General features: G+C 45.3%; 11 protein-coding genes and 2 pseudogenes. 5 read left to right on the top strand and 8 right to left on the bottom strand.

The window, feature by feature from the left end; genetic code table 11:
* From IEW74_RS14020 to IEW74_RS17520, 3 genes and pseudogenes are all read right to left on the bottom strand, one after another.
* Positions 1-187 (bottom strand): annotated as a pseudogene (locus tag IEW74_RS14020) (IS630 family transposase); the annotation flags it as partial.
* An 86-nt stretch (positions 188-273) separates the two neighbouring features.
* On the bottom strand, positions 274-975 hold the full coding sequence (locus IEW74_RS14025) for a c-type cytochrome (RefSeq protein ID WP_188666305.1): 702 nt from the start codon (positions 973-975) through the stop codon (positions 274-276).
* A 146-nt stretch (positions 976-1,121) separates the two neighbouring features.
* Entirely contained in the window at positions 1,122-1,244 is a 123-nt protein-coding gene (locus IEW74_RS17520) for a hypothetical protein (RefSeq protein ID WP_268233812.1), read from the bottom strand.
* Positions 1,245-1,615: 371 nt separating this feature from the next.
* Between IEW74_RS17520 and IEW74_RS14030 the strand changes: the two genes are divergently transcribed.
* The 4 genes and pseudogenes from IEW74_RS14030 (at position 1,616) to IEW74_RS14045 (ending at position 6,524) form a co-directional block, all read left to right on the top strand.
* Positions 1,616-2,725 carry a DNA cytosine methyltransferase gene (locus tag IEW74_RS14030; RefSeq protein ID WP_188666307.1) on the top strand — a complete coding sequence of 370 codons (1,110 nt, stop codon included), beginning with the start codon at positions 1,616-1,618 and terminating at the stop codon, positions 2,723-2,725.
* An 18-nt stretch (positions 2,726-2,743) separates the two neighbouring features.
* Complete coding sequence (locus IEW74_RS14035; protein ID WP_188666309.1) at positions 2,744-4,312, top strand: McrB family protein; 1,569 nt, start codon at positions 2,744-2,746, stop codon at positions 4,310-4,312.
* Positions 4,309-5,601, top strand: a complete 1,293-nt coding sequence (locus IEW74_RS14040; protein WP_188666311.1) for an McrC family protein — start codon at positions 4,309-4,311, stop codon at positions 5,599-5,601. The genes IEW74_RS14035 and IEW74_RS14040 overlap by 4 nt, the downstream gene beginning before the upstream one ends.
* A gap of 165 nt (positions 5,602-5,766) precedes the next feature.
* Positions 5,767-6,524: pseudogene (locus IEW74_RS14045) on the top strand (IS5 family transposase).
* Between the two features lie 140 nt (positions 6,525-6,664).
* Here IEW74_RS14045 and IEW74_RS14050 read toward each other — a convergent pair.
* From IEW74_RS14050 to IEW74_RS14070, 5 genes are all read right to left on the bottom strand, one after another.
* A complete protein-coding gene (locus IEW74_RS14050; RefSeq protein ID WP_188666312.1) occupies positions 6,665-6,901 on the bottom strand; it encodes a type II toxin-antitoxin system CcdA family antitoxin in 237 nt (78 codons plus the stop codon).
* A gap of 119 nt (positions 6,902-7,020) precedes the next feature.
* On the bottom strand, positions 7,021-7,821 hold the full coding sequence (locus tag IEW74_RS14055; RefSeq protein ID WP_188666313.1) for an isocitrate lyase/PEP mutase family protein: 801 nt from the start codon (positions 7,819-7,821) through the stop codon (positions 7,021-7,023).
* Positions 7,822-7,826: 5 nt separating this feature from the next.
* Positions 7,827-8,939, bottom strand: coding sequence for a peptide chain release factor 2 (gene prfB / locus IEW74_RS14060; protein WP_188666314.1), 1,113 nt, complete (start codon positions 8,937-8,939; stop codon positions 7,827-7,829).
* Between the two features lie 64 nt (positions 8,940-9,003).
* Positions 9,004-11,430, bottom strand: a complete 2,427-nt coding sequence (locus tag IEW74_RS14065; RefSeq protein WP_188666376.1) for a penicillin-binding protein 1A — start codon at positions 11,428-11,430, stop codon at positions 9,004-9,006.
* A gap of 76 nt (positions 11,431-11,506) precedes the next feature.
* Positions 11,507-12,709 carry an N-acetylmuramoyl-L-alanine amidase gene (locus IEW74_RS14070; RefSeq protein WP_188666315.1) on the bottom strand — a complete coding sequence of 401 codons (1,203 nt, stop codon included), beginning with the start codon at positions 12,707-12,709 and terminating at the stop codon, positions 11,507-11,509.
* Positions 12,710-13,334: 625 nt separating this feature from the next.
* Between IEW74_RS14070 and IEW74_RS14075 the strand changes: the two genes are divergently transcribed.
* Positions 13,335-16,049, top strand: coding sequence for an Rne/Rng family ribonuclease (locus IEW74_RS14075; RefSeq protein WP_188666316.1), 2,715 nt, complete (start codon positions 13,335-13,337; stop codon positions 16,047-16,049).
* Positions 16,050-16,137: the final 88 nt, after the last annotated feature.

Here is a 16,137-nt window from a genome sequence, read left to right on the forward strand (position 1 = left end):
TGACCCAATCTCGGACAATTTGAACTGTCACTCCGCCAAGACCGGCGGCATCTTTACGAGAACAACCATCGTAAATGGCCGCCAAACACAATAACCGGCGGGTTTGATCTGCATTTTTACTTTGTTTAGCACATTGGCGTAAATCATCTGCATTAAAGTCAGGTCGTAAGGGAATTGGGGCACTCATAGAAAACTCCTGTTCGTTTCCTATGTTGAATCATATTTTAAAGCTTTTGGGAATCCCCCAAGAGTCAAGACAGCTACATTTTGGTATTATTTTACTGGTAGAGTTTGCAGATAAGACAAAACATCTGCTGACACCTGATGATCCAAAGCTCTCAGTGCTGGCATACGCTCCGCAGGTTGTCCATTCAGGATTTTATGCAAAATTTCCCAAGGATTATCATTAGCCAACATTCCAAGAAGCGGCATTTCTTTAGGCTGGCTACCGTCTTTTCCGTGGCAGTTCACACACATGGTATTGTAATAGGTTGAACCTTGTGCCGCATCACCCTTTGCTTTTTTAGTGCTGCGCTCAATCAACATATCCATGTCGACTTGCCCTTTGGATACAAACAAAGCCAAATCCAGAATATCTTGTTCAGACATTTTGCCTTCATAGGCGTGTGTTTGATCTTTGATAATGGCGGCAATTTCTTGGGGGGCGACACCTTCCATTTGACGCAAGCCCTTAATCCCCGTTTTGTAAGAGCCGCTTGCATAGGCACCATCTTTACCCATCATATCCCAACCATGACAAGCCTTACATCGCTGAGTTGCATCCCCCTTCTTTTTAGTGTTCGATACTGGCCATGCCGGATGCGTGTCTGTTGGCTTTTCTGCGTTAATGACTTTGTACCATTTATCATAAAGCAATCCACCCCTAACAATGGAAGATATTTCGTCATTTGCAAATGCAACCATTGAGCTTCCTACAATACAAATGCCCAATCCGAGTCCCAGAATTTTTTTCATATGCCCATCTCCTGTTAATTACAATATTATGACAGAGAACAATATACCCTTACTATTATTATGGCTAATAAAACATTTATACATTTTTACCTTTTTACCTTGTTATTTTTAAACCAGCTGTGAAATGAAACCGGAATAACGAGCGATTACCCAGCTTGAAAACCCTGCCCCATTCTGTCGGGCTGGTGCGCAAAGGAAAACATTTCGGCGACGATATCGCCGATTGCCTGCGCCGCTTCCAGATCACTTAATTCTGACAGCAGTTGCATGAGATAGACTAAAAACGGCGGACACACACCAAAAGGTCCGCCGTTTTTTTATCCATAAAGAGCAGTTCCTGATGACCTCAGAAACATTCAACCATTCGGTAACCATTGTCTAATAGCGGCAAAAACGTAATTTAATTTCGCAACTTACCCTGGAATTGGCCCAGAATTGCTGAATGGTGAATGTAAAATTGATAGAACAAAGATAGAACCTCTGTTATTATGTTAATAATTGTAGTCGATTGTGGATTATCGTAGTAAATGACTGATCGTTAGTGTTTCTACGAATTGAGTATGAACAAAACTCTGTAATCTGTTACATTTAATCGAATTAAAGAAAATATTCTAAATTAGTTGCATATGGGGTCGAAGCAATGACATCTGAGGGAAGCAAAAAGTTAAAAGTTGTCAGTATGTTTTCAGGTTGTGGTGGCATGGATTTGGGCTTTAAACAAGCTGGTTACGATATTGTCTGGGCAAACGATCTGGATGAGGATGCATGTGAAACCTATAGCCATAATATTGGTAAGATAATCCCCGGTGATGTTACAAAATTAGAGATCCCCAATGTAAAAAACCTTGATGTTCTGGTTGCTGGCTTTCCGTGCCAGCCGTTTTCTAATGCTGGTTCCCGCAAAGGTACAAATGACCCTAGAGGGGTTTTGTATCAACAGACATTTAAGTTTATTGAAAATCTAGACCCAAAGGTCGTGGTTTTCGAAAACGTGAGAGGCCTTTTGAGTACAAAAACTCAAAACGGTAAGCTCATAGACGAGATCGTTGATACACTTACCAATAAATACGGATACCATGTTGCATACCGGTTGCTGAATTTTAGCCATTTTGGGGTACCTCAGAACCGTATACGGTTAATTATCATTGCGGTTAAAAACAAAAATTATATTGATCATATTTTCCCAGAAGTAACGGAAGATAAAGACCTGTCTATTCAAGCGACCCTTAAAGGCGTTAGTAAAAAAATGCTAAATCAGAATGAACTGATGCGTTTGAACCCACAGGCAATTTATTATGGTTCTATGATTCCAGAGGGTGGGTCATGGAAAGATTTGGAATATGATGTTCTGCCTGATCGGTGGAAGAAAATTCGTGACAATATGGCGAAATATCATTACCCAAATTTCTTCCGACGATATGCGCGTAGTGAAATACAAGGTACAATTACTGCAGCGTTCAAGCCCGAAAATGCTGGGGTGTGGCACCCAACAGAAGACCGGATTTACTCCGTTCGAGAAATTGCAAGATTTCAGACTTTTCCGGATCAATTTGAATTTTTAGGGCGCAGTATTAAATCCAAATATCAGCAAATTGGTAATGCTGTACCGCCTCATATGGCAAAACAAATAGCTGAACAACTTAAACACTATCTATTTAAAACACAAATTAGTACACTGACTCGACGAAAGGTTGAAAGCACTGAATTGAATGTAAATCAGCCGATTCATAAACAGAAAATTTTTATATAAAACGGCATAAATAATCTTATGTATTTATCTAGTAATTTAATTAAGTATGCCTTTTCCGGTTTGGGAAAGATTGACCCATCAACAGGTAAGTCACGGCAGGAAAAAATTAGCGCTCTGAGGCATTTACTTGCTACGAGCGAGTTGTTAAAGCAAGAAAGTACAGATCAGCTTGATCTATCAGTCGGAGGACAGGGCGCCGAACTGAGAAAGAGATTTATTGAATGCGTTGGTAAGGTTGTATCAATAAATGAAAGCGGCCATTACACAAATGATTTCAATGCAGATTTTCAAGCTGGCTATGACTATAAAGTTGGTAGTAATTTCTTCACAACAAGACTGGCTCAAAGTCGCAACCAAGATATTTTCTATCCCGGCAGATATGGGCATTTATTGTATTTGCAGCAAGAAAAAGTTTCTGTTTATGATGGTTTTAAAGAAAGTCTGGAGAAATATGGGATTGGCGCAATTCGGACTGAATTATGTGTATGGCTTGTCCGTAATGAGTATCTGGATATTGATGAAACGCCAGATTTACCTCTCAGGCTTGAAAGCCTTATCAGAAATGTTATTGAGCACCGCTATAGTGATGATATTGCTCAGGCGATATTGCCTGAGGTAGGAGTTATTGAGGCGTTTCTCAATGATTTTTCAGAGGATTTGATAGCCGAAGAAAAACCAGATTTTTCTGATTTAATGAATGTCGATGAGAAGCAAAAAGAAGTAAATTTCGACCCTCGCATTCTAATTGATGATTTACCTGATGAAGACTCTGTATTTATCACTGTGCAGAATTTACTTAGCCGAGGGTCTAAAGGGATATTGTTTTCTGGTCCCCCGGGCACGAGTAAGACTTGGTATGCGTTAAAAATTGCTATCAAAATTGTTGAAGGTGATGAAAGCAGGATTGAGCGGGTTCAGTTCCATCCAGCCTATTCTTATGAGGATTTTATTGAAGGACTTGTGTCTAACGACACCAACGTCACAGGTGGCGGAGCACTTTTTAAACCCAAGGACAAAGTATTTTTAAACCTGTGTACTAAAGCTAGAAAAGATAAAGATAATCTGTACATTTTAGTTATCGATGAATTCAGTCGAGGCGATCCTAGTCGAATTTTTGGTGAGCTGTTGACCTATATCGAACCAGATTATCGTGAATTGGAATTTCGACTTCCCTATTCCGAACAGATGATATCTATTCCGCAGAATATAGTTATTCTTGCAACAATGAACCCTTATGATAAATCAGTTGCAGACCTTGATGCTGCAATGGAGAGACGTTTTCATGTAATTGAACTGGCACCGAAAGTTCCATTATTGACAGACCTGTTACAGACAGCAGGGCTTGCGAATGAGTATATTGAAAAGGTTGTAAAATTTTTTAATGTAGCAAACCGCTTGTCTCCCCATGGCTTTGGTCATACTTATTTTAAGAGTATGAGCGAGGAAGAAGATTTCATTTTATTGTGGAATCACAAATTGAAATTCTTATTTGAGAAAATGTTTCGTTTTCAAGGGGATGCATTTACCGAAGTCAAAGATGCATACTTAAGTATTCTCAGTGAAGATGCTAAAGAACAGATTATATGAGAATAAAACAGGCAGAAGAACGTAGCGAGATTAACTTACCCGTTTCTGAGGTTGTTAAAGAAGGTGGCAAATTCAACATCCTGCCTGATGTTAAAAAATATTTCAGTATTGACTATAAACCACGTAAAGACAGTCTTACTCTGGTTGCTGGCGGGTTTATTGGTTTAATTCCAATCAATACTGATTTAGCTATTGAGATAAAGCCGAAGTTTTCAATATCCAACCTGACCAGAATTGTTAGCATTGCAGAAGATAACTTTAACACCTTAAGTTTTTTTTCGAGAAAATATGCTGAACAGGCAAATTATAGCCCAGTAATTTTCGATTTTCTTGCAGAGTGCTTGGTAAATGAACTTAAGACGCTTGAAGTCGAGGGGATTTTTAAAAATTATCAGAGGATGTCTGACAATACCTCTAATGTAAAAGGTCGGATAAACCTAAATTCTTCAATAAAGAACTTCTGGTCCCATGGGCATTTTAATAAAGCCTCGATCGATTTCTTTGAGTTTACACCAAACAACCCTTTCAACCGATTAATAAAGTTCACACTGCATTACTGCCTGAATGAGCTGAGTTCTGTTGATCCTCAGGATACTTTTCTTAAAAGAAACCTAATCCATGCATATTCGTTGTTTGACAATATCCCATTGGTAGAGCCTGAAAGCGATTTAGAACTTGCACTTGAAGCCATAAAGAATGGTAAAGTTCCAGTCCTTAGGGAATATTACGTTAATATTTGTGAAATTTGTCGGCTTATCATCAACCGTATTGGCGTTAATTTTGACGAATTGAAAGGGGATTTGACCCTAAATTCATTCACTTTGGATATGTCGGTTATTTTTGAAAAATACCTTCTAAATTCAATTAGAAATAACCGAAATTTATTGAATGAAGATGTTTCCATATTGGATGGTAATAACGAAGGACGAAAGAAATTTTTCAATCCGCCAAGCCACGGAAAAGGTGATGCAAAGCCGGATATAATTCTAAAAACAGGGGATAAATATTCATTAATTGCAGATGCAAAATACAAACTGTCAACGAAAGAGGCTGACCGATATCAGGTGATATCCCATGCATTAAGTTATAATGCAAAATTGGCAGTATTAATATTGCCTAAAAAGACCTCATACAATGGTGATAGCCTCGTTAAGTTAGGGGCGGTTGGCAGTGAATACCAAGTCACCCTGTACGAATATTACTTTGATCTAGCAAGCGCAAGCCTAGAACAGATGGAAAAAGAACTAACTGCGACACTACAATACTTGATCGATAGTTCTAGCGCTTAGAGCCCGTTTAAAAAGTAGATGAGTGATATCAACCGGTTATGATTCAACCGTCTTCAGATTTCGAGATCAGCCACCTAATTAAATTGTGCACTAGGGCCTGTTGACAATTAAGGGATTCCCAAACGTTCCAATTTATGATTCAAGAGTCCTTTTGGGATTTTTAGAATGAATACGGATCGTTTTGTCATTAGTGACCATATTTGGGAACAGATTGAACCTGTTCTCTCTGGAAAATCAAGTGACTGTGGCGTTACAGGCAAAGACAATCGCCTGTTTTTAGAAGCTGTGCTCTGGCGTGTTCGCACAGGAACGCCTTGGCGTGATCTGCCTGATGATTTTGGCAACTGGAACAGCGTGTTCAAACGATTTCGCCGTTGGGCAGAACGTGGAATATTTGATCGAATTTTCGATAGACTCTCCTCCGATCAAGACTTTGAATATGTCATGGTTGACGGCACAATCGTTAGCGTTCATCAGAAGGCCAGCGGGGCAAAAGGGGGACTCAAAATCAGGCCATTGGGCGTTGAAAAGGCGGATTGACCACTAAAATATTGGCGTTGGTCGATGCCTTGGGCGACTTGGTCAGTTTTATTCTGCTCCCCGGTCAACGCCACGATATCGTGGGCGTTCCCCCTTTGATCGAAGGGCTGGAGTTTGAAGCATTTCTGGCCGACAAAGCCTTTGACGCTGATTGGTTGCGAGAAGAACTTGATAAACGTGGAGCAAGCGTTGTCATTCCTCCCAAGGTAAATAGAAAAACTAAAATTTCTTTTGACAAAGAAACCTATAAGTGGCGGCATCTCGTCGAAAATTTCTTTGCAAAGATTAAGGAATTCAGAGGGATAGCCACCCGCTATGACAAAACCGATGAAAGCTATAAAGCCAATTGGTTTCTGGCTGCCGCCATCATTGCGGGGAGATAATTGTCAACAGGCCCTAAAGAAAGATAATCTCCCCAGAAATTAGCAGGTACATTTTGGTATCAGACCATCAAGCAAATCAGCCTGAACGTCTAACAAATAACCGGCGCCGCTTGGGTTCGGGTACACGTTGTACTTTGCCATCAGAACTGTCGGTACTTTTCAAGAGGAAGCCCTTGTGTCTCAGCCCAATCATTGGAGCTTTCAAGGGCCGCCGCATTTTCAGCTTTCCAACACTCGCTTTTCGCACGGGCAACAGCCTGACGCAAACCCGCCTCGGCCGCATTTGATAAATTGATTTTCAGCGCCTTTGCTTCCGCCAATAACGATTTATCCAGTGATAAATTCGTCGGTTTTTTAAGTGTCTGTGTTCCGGGCATCTGATCCTCCAACATCTAGAATGAGCATACATCATGCGCATAATTCTGTAAATAAGTTGAAGAGTTCGAAAGGACTCTTAATATATGTCTTTCAAATCAGTCTCGATCCTGAATTTATTTTAGCTCATCCAGTCGTTAATCGTCGCATCCGGGATCGCATCGCAGGCGTAAGTGAACGAGCCTTCGTCGTGCAACTGCGCAAGGGTGCGATTCAGGTGTGCGTAGGTTGCGCGCATTAAGGATCCGCCTGTTGTGATACGGTTTACGCCGAGATCGCTATAATCCTTTAAAGACAAAGGGCTTGCAGAGACACCGCCCAGAATATTGATGGGGGCCTTGATCTCGCGGACTAAAGTGCGTATTTCTTCATGGTCCACCACACCGGGGATAAAGACGCAGTCCGCGCCAGCCTCTGCATAAGCCCGACCACGTAAAACGGCTTGATCCAGCGCATCAGGTTGCCCTGTCAAATAGGTATCGCAGCGTGCGTTTAAAACAAAGACCCGATCCCCAATAGCCTCTTTCGCAGTTTTTACGGCTTGAACCGCCTCATCAATTGGAAATAAATCATCAACCGCCCCACCTCCGGCATCTTCCAAATTCGCACCAACGGCCCCGATTTCGATAATCCGATTAACGGTTTTTGTGATATCGCCATATCCCGTTTCCATGTCCATTGTAACAGGGACATCGACAGCGCGCACAATGCGTTCAACAGCCGCAAACATTAATTCAGGATCAAGGTTGTTGCCATCCGGCAAGCCGTGGGAAAAGGCAATGCCCGCACTGGTCGTCGCAACTGCTGGAAAGCCAGCGCGTACAATCATTTTCGCACTGCCGGCATCCCACGCGTTTGGCAAAATAAAAGGCACGCCTTTATGGTGAAGATCGTAAAATATCTGTGCCTTTGATTTTGTCATGTCACTTACTCGTCATCCGATCCTTTAATCCGGCTGGCAAGGGCCGCCGCCATAAATTGATCAAGATCCCCATCCAGAACAGCTTGGGAATTGGAGGTTTCCACGCCCGTGCGCAAATCCTTGATCATCTGATAGGGTTGCAGGACATAAGACCGGATCTGATGGCCCCAACCGATATCCGTTTTTGCATCATGTTCAGCCTGACTTTCAGCCTCACGTTTTTGCAGTTCAGCTTCATATAGGCGGGCACGCAGCATTTTATAAGCCGCTGCCCGGTTTTTATGTTGCGAACGGTCATTTTGACACTGCACCACAATCCCGGTCGGAATATGTGTAATACGAATGGCTGAGTCTGTTTTGTTAACGTGCTGCCCCCCGGCGCCAGAGGCACGGTAGGTATCAATGCGCAGGTCTTTTTCTTCGATTTCAATCTCGATATTATCATCAACTTCGGGATAGACCCAGACAGATGAAAAACTTGTATGTCGGCGTGCGGAACTGTCAAACGGTGAAATGCGCACCAAACGGTGAACGCCACTTTCGGTTTTTAACCAGCCATAGGCATTATGACCGGAAATTTTGATGGTTGTCGATTTAATACCGGCTTCTTCCCCCGGTGTTTCTTCGATATATTCAACCTTGCATCCATGTTGGTCCGCCCAGCGGGTGTACATGCGCAACATGATATTTGCCCAATCACACGCTTCCGTCCCGCCTGCACCGGAATTGATCTCAAGGAAACAGTTGTTGGCATCGGCCTCACCGGACAACAGGGTTTCGATCTCTTCTTTGGCGGCGCGTTCCTGCAAGACGGTCAAGGCCTGCTCTGCCTCTTTTACCGTATCGGCATCATCTTCCATCTCGCCCATTTCGATCAATTCGATATTATCGGCAAGTTCCTGTTCGGACTCTTCCAACGCCTTGATGCCATTTTCAAGACGTGTGCGTTCCTTCATCAGTTCTTGTGCTTTTTGCGGATCGTTCCAAAGGTTGGGATCTTCGCTCAACGCATTCAGTTCTTCCAGTCGTCGCACAGCATTGTCGTAATCCAGATGCTTGCGCAACAAGGTAAGAGATTTGCGGATTTTTTCGACCTGAGTTTCGACTTCGGCACGCATGGATATTTTCCTAAAGAAAAGAATAATCTGATGGGACGCTATTTAAACTGTAATAGGCTTGCGGTCAATATAGACCACCGCCTGTGTCCACATCGCCCGGCGTGATAATTTCATCACTTTGCCCTTCCAAAACGCTGTTGCTTTGGCTGGGCGATGTCCCTTGTTTAAAGGCTTCCCAAATAACATTTTGATCGCCAATTTTCGCATCCTGTCCGGTACGCGCATTGACACGGATCATCCGTACCCCATCCGGGATACGAAACGGTGTTGCAGGCTTGTCCGCCAAAGCTTCCTTCATAAAATCACGGAAAATCGGTGCAGCGACACTGGAACCGGTTTCGCGTTTACCCAAAGGAATGGGGGTGTCAAAGCCAACAAATACACCCGCGACAAGGTCGGGGCTAAAGCCCATGAACCAACTGTCGCGTTCCTGGTTGGTCGTCCCGGTTTTACCAGCAAGCGGTTTACCCACGGCGGCGACACGCCGCCCGGTACCGCGCTTGACCACGCCTTCCAGAATAGACACGATCTGATAAGCACTTTCCGGTGATGTCACACTTTCACGGTTATCAATAATTTGCGGGACGGCTTCGTCACCTTGCCATTGCATCGCCATACAATAGGTACAATCGCGCGTATCATGTTTGAAAACCGTAATCCCGTCCCGATTTTGAATGCGGTCAATCAGGGTCGGCATGATGCGCTTGCCACCGTTTACCAGCATCCCGTAAGCCGCCGCCAGATTGATCAGTTTTGTTTCCCCGGCCCCTAGCGCCATTGATAATGTTTCTTGTAAGTTGGGGGTAATGTCGAAACGTTTGGCATATTCTGCAACTTTTTCCATGCCCAATGTCTGCGCAAGACGCACCGTCATCAGGTTTCGTGACTTTTCAACGCCCAGACGCATGGTTGACGGACCATAAAATTTATTACTGTAGTTATCAGGGCGCCATTTCGGCTGCCCCGGCCCTTGATCCAGAACAAACGGCGCATCCAGAATAAGCGTGGATGGCGTGTAACCTTCATCCAAGGCTGCCAGATAGACAAACGGTTTAAAGGCGGAACCGGGTTGGCGGTTGGCTTGGGTTGCACGGTTAAACTGGCTACGTTCATATGAATAGCCCCCGACCATTGCCAGCACACGCCCCGTATGCGGGTCCATTGCGACAATGCCGCCCTGCACACCGGGGATTTGGCGCAACGCATAATGCTGAATGTGTTTTTCTTCGCCCTCTTTTTGCGCAAAAACAGGTTTAACCCAGACGACATCACCCAGTTTAAGAACATCGGAGGCACGAGAAACCCGTGGGCCAAGCTTCTGCCCCTCAATCCACGGGCGCGCCCATTTCATTTCTTCTAAAGGAACCGTTCCCTGATTGCCGCCAACAAAGCCGACATCTGCACTGTTTTCATCGACTTTCAACACAACACCCAGTTGCCAGTCCGCAGGTGCCCCTTTGGGCGCTGCCAAATCGGATAACTGCTGTTCCCATGACAAGATATTTTCCACCCGGGTTACCGGACCGCGCCAACCATGCCGTCTATCATAGGTTTCTAGACCGTCCTGTAAAACACGTTGGGCGACATTCTGAAGATCGGGGTCCAATGTCGTATGTACGGACAACCCGCCTTTATAAAGTTTGTCTTCCCCGTACATGTCCACCAGTTCACGGCGGACTTCCTCCGCAAAGTAAGGTGCATTGACAAATTCTGTTTCAGAACGCGATGCTACTTTTAACGGTTGTTTTTTGGCTTGTTCAGCCTCGGCTTGACTAATCAAACCTTCAATCGCCATACGTTCAATCACCCAATTGCGTCGTTCAATGGCCTTTTGGGTTTTACGAATGGGATGGTAGTTATTGGGTGCTTTGGGTAAGGCGGCCAGATAGGCAATTTCTTCAATCGACAAATCGCCTAACGACTTGTTGAAATAGTTCAACGCCGCAGCCGCCACCCCGTAAGATCCATATCCCAGATAAATTTCGTTGAGGTACAGTTCAAGAATGCGGTCTTTACTCAGTGCTTTTTCGATACGCAAGGCAAGGATGGCTTCCTTGATTTTGCGCACATATGATACTTCATTTGTCAGCAAAAAGTTTTTCGCAACCTGCTGGGTAATGGTGGATGCCCCGACCAGTCTACGCCCGGACCCGACATTGCGCAGGTTGGTGACAATCGCGCGCGCCACCCCCATCGGATCAATACCGATATGGTCATAAAAATTTTTGTCTTCTGCCGCTAAAAACGCACGAGACACCCGCAACGGAATGGCTTTGATCGGGACAAAAACACGGTTTTCAATGGCATATTCCGCCATCAACTGACCATCACCGGCATGCACACGGGTCATCACCGGCGGTTCGTAATCCTTAAGCTGGGTATAATCGGGCAAGCCTTTGCCAAAATGGTAAAAACCATACAAAACGGCCCCTGCACCCAAAAGGGCAAAAAACAGACAAACCGCCAATAATCCAGTGATGATTTTTAATATTTTCACAAGTCTTAACCAAACAATCCAACGATGAAAGGACGGCAGTATAACCGCTCGGGACTAAATGTCTTGAATTTTATAAACGATTGGCTTCTTCAACCCGGTTAAAATACCGATTGATTGACGTTTTAATCGCCTCCGCCAATTTGGCACGATGTTTTTTGGACCGCAATGCCCGTTCATCATGCTTGTTTGACAAGAATCCAAGTTCGATCAAAACAGCCGGGACATCCGGTGCTTTCAAGACGGCAAATCCTGCAAAACGATGCGGATTCCGCAAGACATGACCGGACAAGGAAATATCTTTCACCAAGGTTTCTGCAAAGCGCGAAGATTGGTTTTTCGTATCACGTTGTGCCATATCCAGCAAAATAAAGCTTAAATCATCCGTTGTGGAGGACAGGTCCACCCCGGCAATTAAATCCGCCTTGTTTTCGCGTTCAGCCAAGGCTTGCGCTTCTTTGGACGAGGCCCGCTCAGACAGGGTGTAAACCGATGCCCCGCGAACCGATTTATCGCGAAGCGTATCGGCATGTAATGATAAAAACAAATCAGCCCCGGCCCGACGCGCAATCGCGGTTCGTTCACGCAAAGGAATAAAAACATCACGGTCGCGGGTCAACACCACCTTGTATCGTCCTGTTTGTTGCAAAACATCGCGTAACTGGCGCGCAATCGCCAACGTGATGTGTTTTTCATATGCCCCGCTTACGCCCCGTGCACCGGGATCCACGCCGCCATGCCCGGCATCAATAACCACCACATGTTTGCTTTTCTTGGCAGGCTTGGATGGTGGTAAAATTGCAGGCACCCGCGCTTGCTGCACATGGGCACGGTTTTCAACAACTGTCGGCGTTGGCGTAGATGCCACTTGATCGGGATAAACCGCAGGCTTCATCAAAGCCATAAAGGATGAATGATCCGTTGGTACCAAATCCATGACGAAACGCCAGTTGCGCACCTGCCCACGCGGAGGCAGCATCAAAGTTTGCTTGATTTTCACGGGTGCATTTGCATCCAGCACAATGCGCGATGTTCCCGTTTTAAACAGACCGTAGCGAAAACCGCTTAACGCCCCGTACATACGGGGATTGAACCCTTCGGGCAATTGCCAGCCCAATTCGGGAAAATCAACAACAACCCGGTAAGGTTCGGCCAAGGTTGTCACCTTAAAGCCCACATTATCGCTGACCTCCATAACAAAACGGGTATGATCGGGATGTTGACCGACACGTACGCTTTGTACAACAGGCATGCCACCATCCTGCCCCAATGCCATATCTGCGAATCCTAACAGATAGCAAAAGAGCAATAACGTTCTGAAAAATGGTCCCTTTACGGTTCGATAGCTCGACATCTTCGCTCAACGACAATAGACTAAAATACGGATTATATAAGTGCGACTCCTATGATTTACCTCAATTTTATCCCTTACTGCAAGAGGGTGATGCAAAATTCATTCAAGCTTAAAAGAAAGAAAATCATAAATGACGCGATTAAGACATTGTGAAATTAAATTCCTACCGTTATGTTAACGACCGCGTGAAAAAGCACTCCTGTCTGTAAAAACTCCATTTTCGGAATAAATTATCCTCACAAAAATGGAACAAGGTTTAAGCAAGACCGATGTTCACGCCGATTTGACGCAACTTTCAATTTGCGCGAAACGAAGTGCTAAAGCGACTATACACTTAATTTCGAGGTTTTCATGCCGGCAAGAGCAGACCACATGACCAGAACGCAAAAAACGGAACTGTCCGTTTTATGTTCTGCATTGGGCGCCGCCGACATTTCGACCATTTATTTCAATACAGACTATCGCAGAAATACATTGGCGGGTTCAGCATGCTTTGAGAAGCGCTCCCCGAAAAGAACGGTTTCTGCATATCGGAGTTACAGGCCTAATGGCAACCAAACGCATGTTAATCGATGCGACTCACCCGGAAGAGACCCGGGTGGTCGTCGTCGATGGAAATCGACTAGAAGAACTGGAATTTGAATCAGCGAGCCGTAAACAGCTCAAAGGAAACATATATCTCGCAAAAGTCACCCGTGTAGAGCCCAGCTTACAAGCTGCCTTCGTTGAATACGGCGGCAATCGTCACGGATTTCTTGCTTTTAACGAGATCCATCCGGATTATTATCAAATCCCTGTATCGGATCGTGAAGAATTTGAAGCCGATATTGAGGATAATAACGAAGATGCAACTTCTTCGTCCGCAACAGAGGTTGAAGAGTCCGGTTCAGATGATAGCGAACAGGTCGAACATATCCGACCGCATTATCGCAATCAACGCCGCTATAAAATTCAGGAAGTGATTAAAAAACGCCAGATCATTCTGGTACAGGTCGTTAAGGAAGAGCGCGGCAATAAAGGTGCAGCCTTGACCACTTACCTGTCCCTTGCCGGTCGTTATTGCGTCTTGATGCCCAACACGGATAAAGGCGGCGGGATTTCGCGTAAAATTTCCAACGTCAAAGACCGCAAACGTCTCAAATCTGTTTTATCTGAACTGAGCATCCCCAAAGGGACAGCCGTTATCGTCAGAACGGCAGGTGCAGAACGTTCCAAGGCAGAAATCAAACGCGATTTTGAATATTTGATGCGTCTTTGGTCCAATATCCGTGACGTAACCCTGCAAAGTCAGGCGCCTTCGCTTATTTATGAAGAAGCCAACCTGATCAAACGGTCAATCCGCGATATGTACAGCCGCGATATTGACGAAGTCCTTGTAGAAGGTGAAGAAGGCTATCGCACAGCCAAGGACTTCATGAAAATGTTGATCCCCAGCCATGCAAAAAAAGTTCAACCCTATCGTGATGAATTGCAAATTCCGCTCTTTCACCGCTATCAGGTGGAAGGCCAGTTGGATGCAATGCACAGCGCCATCGTTCAATTGCCTTCCGGCGGTTACATTGTGATCAACCCGACCGAAGCACTTGTCGCCATTGATGTCAATTCCGGTCGATCCACAAAAGAACGCAATATCGAAGAAACGGCGTTAAAAACCAACCTGGAAGCTGCTGACGAAATTGCACGTTCTTTGCGTTTGCGCGATCTTGCCGGTTTGATTGTTGTCGATTTCATTGATATGGAGATTTCACGCAATCAGGCACAGGTCGAACGCCGCATCAAAGAAGCGATGAAAAATGACCGCGCCCGCATTCAGATCGGACGTATCAGTCCGTTTGGTCTGTTGGAACTGTCGCGTCAACGCTTACGCCCCAGCTTCACAGAAACCAGCACGGAAACCTGTCATTTCTGCCATGGAACTGGCGTGCGCCGTTCCCTTGAATCAACCGTTCTTCATGTTCTGCGTGTTATCGAGGAAGAAGGCATTCGTCGGCGTTCCGATGAAATCACCGTTCATGTACCGACACAGGTTGCGCTTTATATTCTCAACCAAAAACGCGACCAACTAGCGGGTATTGAAGAACGTTATCAAATGACCGTACAGCTTTTGGGCGACGATAGCCTTGTTTCGCCCGAATATAAACTGGAACGGATCAAAGCCAAAAGCGCACAAGACGCTGGCGTTCGCCCACTCGGCCCGGAAGATTCCACCCATTTGGACGAAATCCGTGGCGAAGTTCTCGACAGCAATGACGAGGAACAGGAAGATGACGGACGCAAACGCCGCCGCCGCCGCCGCCCGCGCCGTCGCAAAAATGAAGACCAGATAAGCGAAGACATTTCAGAGGATTTAGAGGTTTTAGAAACTGCTGAAACCGAAGCTGAAACGGATTCAGATGACGAAAACGATGATGACAAACCGCGCAAGCGTCGTCGTCGCGGTAAACGCGGTGGTCGTCGTCGTTCTCGCCGTCCCAATGAAGATGATCCTGATTTTGATGAAAACGAGTCTTCACAAGATGACTCAGATGCGGGTCCTTCCGAAGATGTTCAGGACGCAGAAAACAGCGAACCCGAAACGATATCCAACGACGATACGCAGGAAGAAAGAACACGCCGTCGTCCACGCCGTCGCGGCATGCGCCGTCGTCGCAATGACGATACACCTCGTGAAACAACAGATGTTTCTGTTGTCGAAGCAACTGAGGAAGCGTCCCCGTCAAATAATGAAGCCTCAACAGCTACTGAGGCTGTTGTCTCCACCGATGCAGAGGCTTTGAGCGTAGACGCAGAAGAAGAAAAACCGAAACGCAAGCCTGTACGTCGTCGCACAACTCGTAAAAAGAAAGACGAGGAAACCGCACCAGCCTCTTCTGACGAAAGTGCCGATACACCTGTTGAAACGCCTAAGTCAGACGATGCAACAAGTGAAGTCGAGGCTGAGGTTGATGCAGAAAAGCCAAAGCGTAAAACCACAACACGTCGACGCACGACAACCACACGCAAGAAAAAGGTTGAAGCGGATGGAAATGAAACCGATGCCCCAACATCGGATGACACACCATCGGAAAAACCCAAACGTCGCACAGCCCGTAAGGCAAAGACTGCTGAAACGGTAAAGACAGACGAACCCAAAGCGGTTGTTGAAAACAAGGTTGAAACTGTCGCGATTGCCGCAACGGGTGTCCTTGTCAAAAACAGCGATGGTTCCCAACAGGAAATCGTTGACGATAAACCGAAACGCAAAGGATGGTGGAGCCGCTAACGCCCCCCTAACCTGACAACAATAAAGCCCGAAAGATCCGTCTTTCGGGCTTTATTTGTTCATAGTTCAGTAACAATTGAACACTTTA

The organism is Terasakiella brassicae (genome assembly GCF_014641495.1).
Classification (GTDB): Bacteria; Pseudomonadota; Alphaproteobacteria; order Rhodospirillales; family Terasakiellaceae; genus Terasakiella; species Terasakiella brassicae.

Excerpts from the sequence above, each read along its gene's own strand:
- IEW74_RS14025 (WP_188666305.1), bottom strand. The coding sequence starts at position 975 with ATGAAAAAAATTCTGGGACTCGGATTGGGCATTTGTATTGTAGGAAGC.
- IEW74_RS17520 (WP_268233812.1), bottom strand. The coding sequence starts at position 1,244 with ATGCAACTGCTGTCAGAATTAAGTGATCTGGAAGCGGCGCAGGCAATC.
- IEW74_RS14030 (WP_188666307.1), top strand. The coding sequence starts at position 1,616 with ATGACATCTGAGGGAAGCAAAAAGTTAAAAGTTGTCAGTATGTTTTCA.
- IEW74_RS14035 (WP_188666309.1), top strand. The coding sequence starts at position 2,744 with ATGTATTTATCTAGTAATTTAATTAAGTATGCCTTTTCCGGTTTGGGA.
- IEW74_RS14040 (WP_188666311.1), top strand. The coding sequence starts at position 4,309 with ATGAGAATAAAACAGGCAGAAGAACGTAGCGAGATTAACTTACCCGTT.
- IEW74_RS14050 (WP_188666312.1), bottom strand. The coding sequence starts at position 6,901 with ATGCCCGGAACACAGACACTTAAAAAACCGACGAATTTATCACTGGAT.
- IEW74_RS14055 (WP_188666313.1), bottom strand. The coding sequence starts at position 7,821 with ATGACAAAATCAAAGGCACAGATATTTTACGATCTTCACCATAAAGGC.
- prfB (WP_188666314.1), bottom strand. The coding sequence starts at position 8,939 with ATGCGTGCCGAAGTCGAAACTCAGGTCGAAAAAATCCGCAAATCTCTT.
- IEW74_RS14070 (WP_188666315.1), bottom strand. The coding sequence starts at position 12,709 with ATGGCATTGGGGCAGGATGGTGGCATGCCTGTTGTACAAAGCGTACGT.
- IEW74_RS14075 (WP_188666316.1), top strand. The coding sequence starts at position 13,335 with ATGGCAACCAAACGCATGTTAATCGATGCGACTCACCCGGAAGAGACC.